The 4,970-nt window shown below is 47.1% G+C and carries 8 protein-coding genes; 1 reads left to right on the forward strand and 7 read right to left on the reverse strand.

Annotated elements, in window-relative coordinates; genetic code table 11:
• The coding region (comER, locus tag C1T29_RS14930; protein WP_208945485.1) for a late competence protein ComER at positions 1-738 on the forward strand (738 nt) is incomplete at its 5' end.
• Between the two features lie 70 nt (positions 739-808).
• On the opposite strand, the gene C1T29_RS14935 is transcribed toward comER, so the two are convergent.
• From C1T29_RS14935 to yqeH, 7 genes are all read right to left on the reverse strand, one after another.
• On the reverse strand, positions 809-1,564 hold the full coding sequence (locus tag C1T29_RS14935; RefSeq protein ID WP_023855255.1) for a class I SAM-dependent DNA methyltransferase: 756 nt from the start codon (positions 1,562-1,564) through the stop codon (positions 809-811).
• The gene (rsfS, locus tag C1T29_RS14940; protein WP_023855256.1) at positions 1,561-1,917 is read right to left on the reverse strand and encodes a ribosome silencing factor; all 357 of its coding nucleotides are present in this window, start codon (positions 1,915-1,917) and stop codon (positions 1,561-1,563) included. Before rsfS ends, C1T29_RS14935 begins: the two co-directional genes overlap by 4 nt.
• A gap of 13 nt (positions 1,918-1,930) precedes the next feature.
• Positions 1,931-2,494, reverse strand: a complete 564-nt coding sequence (gene yqeK / locus C1T29_RS14945; protein ID WP_025811126.1) for a bis(5'-nucleosyl)-tetraphosphatase (symmetrical) YqeK — start codon at positions 2,492-2,494, stop codon at positions 1,931-1,933.
• On the reverse strand, positions 2,484-3,053 hold the full coding sequence (locus C1T29_RS14950) for a nicotinate-nucleotide adenylyltransferase (RefSeq protein WP_025811125.1): 570 nt from the start codon (positions 3,051-3,053) through the stop codon (positions 2,484-2,486). The genes yqeK and C1T29_RS14950 overlap by 11 nt, the downstream gene beginning before the upstream one ends.
• A gap of 18 nt (positions 3,054-3,071) precedes the next feature.
• The gene (gene yhbY, locus C1T29_RS14955) at positions 3,072-3,362 is read right to left on the reverse strand and encodes a ribosome assembly RNA-binding protein YhbY (RefSeq protein ID WP_003183704.1); all 291 of its coding nucleotides are present in this window, start codon (positions 3,360-3,362) and stop codon (positions 3,072-3,074) included.
• On the reverse strand, positions 3,356-4,192 hold the full coding sequence (aroE, locus tag C1T29_RS14960; protein WP_020452280.1) for a shikimate dehydrogenase: 837 nt from the start codon (positions 4,190-4,192) through the stop codon (positions 3,356-3,358). The genes yhbY and aroE overlap by 7 nt, the downstream gene beginning before the upstream one ends.
• Positions 4,193-4,211: 19 nt before the next feature.
• Positions 4,212-4,970 (reverse strand): ribosome biogenesis GTPase YqeH (gene yqeH, locus C1T29_RS14965; RefSeq protein WP_208945486.1); only part of this gene is annotated, 759 nt, incomplete at its 5' end.

A 4,970-nucleotide genomic window follows, 5' to 3' on the forward strand; every position in this document is an offset into this window, starting at 1 on the left:
TCTTTAACAATTACTAACCGAACGATCGACAAAGCGTTAAACATAAAAAAACGATTCCCAGACATTCAGGTTGCAGAACGGCCGGAAGAAGTGATCACGGAAAGTGATGCCGTGTTTATCTGTGTAAAGCCGCTGGATATTTATCCTTTGCTAAAGCGGCTCTCACCCGTCTTCACCCGCGATCAGATTGTGGTCACCATTACGAGTCCGGTGCAGGTCGAACAGCTGGAAGCCATCGTCTCCTGCCAGGCGGCAAGGGTGATCCCGAGCATTACGAACAGAGCGTTGTCTGGCGTGTCATTATTGACTTTCGGAGAAAGCTGCACAGCTGAGGCAAAAGAAAAATTGACGGCTTTAGTGAGCAAGATCTCAATCCCTCTTGAAATCGAAAGCGGGATTACGAGGGTCGCCTCAGACATTGTCAGCTGCGGCCCCGCCTTTGTCAGTTATTTGGTTCAGGAGTTTATTCAGGCCGCTGTAGAAGAAACCTCCGTCTCAAAAGAAGACGCGATTTTAATGACGACAGAAATGCTGGTTGGTTTGGGAAGGCTGCTCGAAACAGGGCATTACACATTGCCCGCCCTGCAGGAAAAGGTGTGCGTTAAAGGCGGTGTAACCGGTGAGGGAATTAAGGCGCTGGAAAGCGGCGTTCAGGATATGTTCCGCCAGATGTTCCGGAACACCCATTTGAAGTATGAAGAAGATATCGCTCTAGTCAAGAAGCAATTTTCCGTTTGATTCATTGTTTCACGAACGCGCTGAGATTTTCAACAAAGGAAAAATACATTATGAAAAACCATCGTTACGATTAAACGATGGTTTTTGTTTTTTTCGCTGTATAAAAATGACGTTCCGACTCTGCGCCAGGCTCCAATTTTGAAAAATCGGCAGTCACGCACTGCACCTCAAATCCGGCTTGCCGCAATAAGCTGATATACTTTTCCGTCTGGAAAGTCCGCTGTTCATGCGATTCATCAAACCTTTCGTATACGCCTCCGCTTTCTACGAAGAAGGTCAAATCGTGAACAGCTGAATGAGGCTCATCCCCCGCATAGCTTTGCCAAATGACGCTGACTTCTTCATCCTGATCGGCATACGTACTTCCCGGAAAAATGACATCCATTTTGTAAATGGAATGAACATCAAACAGAAGAAGCCCGCCTTCTTTTAATAGAGAAAAAACGTTTTTAAAAGTATTGAAAACGTCTTTTTCGCTCTTTAGATAATTCAGCGAGTCACAGCAGATCACAACCGCGTCAAACTCTTGCCCATGCCCGGCAAGCTCGCGCATATCCTGCTGAAAGAACTGAATATCGAGCTGCCGAACGGCTGCTTTGTACTGAGCCTGTGCAAGCATATCTTCGCTAATATCGATTCCTGTGACATCGTAGCCTTTTTCAGCCAAGCGGACCGATATTTCACCCGTTCCGCACGCCAGATCAAGTATCCGTATACGTTCTTTCTGCTGTGCACCGATCGTTTTTTCAATCCAGCTGACCCACTCATCGTAAGGAGCGTGAGACATCAGCTTGTCATAAATACCGGAAAATCCTTTATAAATCATTCATTAACTCCGAATGAAAGGTCTTCAGTCGGCGCGTCTCCCCACAGCTTTTCAAGGTTGTAATAGCCTCGTTCCTCTTTGTGGAAAACGTGGACAACGACATCGCCCAAATCGATCAAAACCCATCTGGCTTCGTCAAAGCCCTCCATTTTCTTCACATTGATTCCATTTTCTTCAGCTTGATCCTTAATTTCCCGGGCAATGGCCTGAACCTGTTTGTCAGAATTCCCGTGGCAAATCAGAAAATAATCAGCCACAAGGGAAATCCCCTGCATATTCAAGGCGATCATATCTTCCGCCCGTTTATCATCGCAGGCCTCTGCGGCAATTTTTAAAATTGAAGCTTGATCCATTCAGTAATTCCTCCTAGTGTCTATCGTTTACTAAAGCATTATATGTGGCGACCGTTTCCGGATAAACGGCCTGATTTTTTGAAATTAAAAATGTCATCGTATTTTTCAACGCCTCGATAAGCGCCAAATCCAAATCTTCTTCAGCGAGAGTCCGAACCTCTTCAACCCCTGGAAAACGGCGGCCCGGCTCGATATAATCCGCTACATAAATCACTTTCTCAAGAAGCGTCATATTCGGCCTCCCAGATGTATGGAATCGAATGGCTGACAGGATGTCTTCATCCGTAATTCCAACCTCTGTTTTGACAAGCGCGGCTCCTGCCGGCGCATGCCAAAGTTCATGATGAAAATCGAGCACTTCAAGCGGCCCGCCCCCGTTGAGGATGATTTGTTTCATTTCCTCTTTCGGGCGAAATTTGGCATAGTCATGAAATATCGCGGCGATTTCGGCTTTTTTCACATCTGCGCCAAACCGTTCGGCAAGTTTGACAGCCGTCTCCATTACGCCGACCGTATGGATGTAGCGCTGTTCTGTCAGCTGTTCTTGCACGCAGGCTAAGGCTTCCTCACGTTTCATATAGATGATTCTCCTTCACATAGACCTTCACTTCGTCAGGGATTAAATAATCTGTCGGCTGCTGATTTTTAATGCGGTCCCTAAGTAAAGATGATGATACTTCAAAAATAGGCACATCGACAAAAACGAGCGGATACGGCGTCTCAATTTGAAAGCCGGGCCGTTTCACCCCGACAAATTGAATCATGTTGACAAGCTTGTCAATGTTTGACCATTTCGGGAGGTATTCCACCATATCCGCGCCGATAATAAAGTAAAACTTATCGTTTGGATATCGGTCTTTCAGCAGGCGAACGGTATCAAATGTATAAGAAGGGCCTTCCCTTTCGAGTTCGATCGTCTCCAATTTAAATTGCTCTTTCCCCGATATGGCGAGCTTCAGCATTTCCGCCCTGTGCATACTTAGCGAAAACGAGTTTTTTTGTTTATGCGGCGGAATTTGGTTGGGCATGAACCAAATTTCATCAAGATCCAGTTTATACAGGACTTCATTTGCCATTAATAAATGCCCGTTGTGCGGAGGATCAAATGTCCCTCCAAAAATCCCGATTTTCCTCATGATTACCACCTTTAAGCGTTAAGGAAGCTCAATTTTTTTATTTTCTTTCGACTCCTTATACAGCACGATAATGTTTCCGATCGTCTGCACCAGTTCGGCGCGTGCTCCGCCCGCCAGCGCTTCGGCTACTTCCTCTTTAGGCTGCTCGCAGTTTTGCAGCACGCTCACCTTGATTAATTCCCTGGCTTCAAGCGCTTCACTGATTTGTTTGACCATGTTTTCGTTGACTCCGCCTTTACCGACTTGAAAAATCGGTGACAGATGATGCGCTTCCCGGCGCAAATAGCGTTTTTGTTTTCCTGTTAGCATGATTTTCCTCCTAGTTGCTGCAACACAATTGATTTCATTTTTTCCATATTAGGCTCATGTCCGGTCCACAGCTCAAAAGCAAGGGCTGCCTGGCCGATGAACATGCCGACTCCGTCCAATGTTTTCAAGCCTTTTGCTTCAGCCTCCTGCAGCAGGGCCGTTTTCAGCGGATTGTAGATAATATCGCATACAAGGCACGTTTCTTTCGCATTCGCCAATGAAAGCGGGGCAGCTTCGATGTTCGGGTGCATCCCGACCGACGTCGTTTGAATCACGATATCATATGCTGACAAGTCTGCTTCTGCTTCCTGCAACGACAAAGCACGTGCCTCTCCTTCAAAACGCTTAGTGAATGCTAGTGCCTTTTCAGGTGTACGATTCGCCACGTCCAGCTGCTTCGGCATCTCAGCTGCCAGAGTGGTAAATATCGCCCTCGCCGCACCGCCTGCCCCAATCAACAGTATCGAGAGCTCAGAAAGCGGACGATCAAGGGATGGCTTCAGCGATTTAAGAAATCCTGCTCCATCTGTATTATATCCGACCAGCCCTTCTTTTTCTCTTCTGACAGTGTTGACCGCCCCGAGAGCTTCGGCGCTTTCATCAATGCGGTCGAGATGCTTCATGATCGATACTTTATGGGGGACCGTCACATTAAACCCTTGAATACCAAGGGCCCGCATACCTTTCACAGCATCTTCAAGATCTTCGTTTTCCACGCGAAAAGCGTGATAATGTCCTTCTAAAGAAAGATCCTCCAAAGCCGCATTATGGATGTCCGGAGACATGGAATGAGCCACCGGATTGCCAATCAGTCCGTACATCGGTTTCATAACTCTCTCCCCTTAGCACTTATATTAGAGATCTGCGTAAAAACACGTGAACGCCTTTAGGCGCGTGGGCAACAATTTTTTGGTTCGCCTCTTGGACAGTTACCCAGCCGAGGCCCGAGAACACAACGTCCGTTTTCGGCTCTTTAATCGTAAACGTATGTTTAACAAGCTCCGGAAACGAGTCAAGATCTTCTTTTGCAGGGGGAGCAAGCATTTCCCCAGCGTGCTTTTCATACAGCTGATCCGCGTTTTCAAGCTTTGTTCTGTGGATGTTGAGTTCATTCGGCATATAGCATACAAACGAAGATCTGCCTCCGCTTGCATAATCAAACCGCGACAATCCGCCGAAAAACAGCGTCTGTTCTTCGTTCAGCTGAAAGGTGCGGGGCTTTAGCTCCTTCTTCGGCGTTAATATTTTCAGATCGCGTTTCGCGACATAGTGCGCCATTTGATGATGGTTGATGATTCCCGGCGTATCATACATCGCCGATCCGTCATCCAGAGGAATTTCAATCGCGTCAAGCGTTGTCCCCGGATATTGAGATGTCGTAATAATGTCGCCCTCTCCGGAAACCTCTTTAATAATCCGATTGATAAACGTTGATTTTCCTACGTTCGTACACCCGACGACATATACGTCTTTGCCCTGTCTGTAATATTCGATCGCGTCGATCGCATCTTTCATCCCCTGCCCTCGCCCGGCGCTGACGAGCAGCACATCAACAGGCCTTAAGCCGAGCTCTTTCGCTTCGCGCTTCATCCAGTTTACAAGGCGCTC

It is taken from the genome of Bacillus sp. MBGLi79, from assembly GCF_002953915.1.